This window comes from Pseudomonas sp. SIMBA_068, from assembly GCF_046534705.1.
In the GTDB taxonomy this organism is placed as follows: domain Bacteria; phylum Pseudomonadota; class Gammaproteobacteria; order Pseudomonadales; family Pseudomonadaceae; genus Aquipseudomonas; species Aquipseudomonas putida.
Map to the genome: position 1 here is coordinate 1 of NZ_JAWRYI010000525.1, position 271 is coordinate 271.

A 271-nucleotide genomic window follows, 5' to 3' on the forward strand; every position below is an offset into this window, starting at 1 on the left:
GGTCGTGCAGGCGCGCTGGGTCCACCTTGGCCAGTGAGCGCGAGAGGAAATCGGCCTGCTTCTGGTTGTTGCCTTCCAGTACCACCCGGTCTCCGGGGGCGAGCAACAGCTCCAGGGCCGCGACGATACGGTCGGTGGGCAGCACCACGCCGTCGGCGAGGTGGCGGGCCCGGTCGAGGCGGCGCTGCTTCTCGGCGCGCCTCCGCGACCATTGCGGCGGTGGATTCTTCGTTGTTGTCATGGTGACTCCACGGGTTCGCTGTCGTGGGGT

Annotated in this window: 1 protein-coding gene; it reads right to left on the reverse strand. The window is 68.6% G+C overall.

Features of this window, described 5'->3' with window-relative positions; genetic code table 11:
- Positions 1-241 (reverse strand): malonate decarboxylase subunit alpha (locus SB756_RS30235; RefSeq protein WP_410913255.1); only part of this gene is annotated, 241 nt, incomplete at its 3' end.
- Positions 242-271 lie beyond the last annotated feature (30 nt).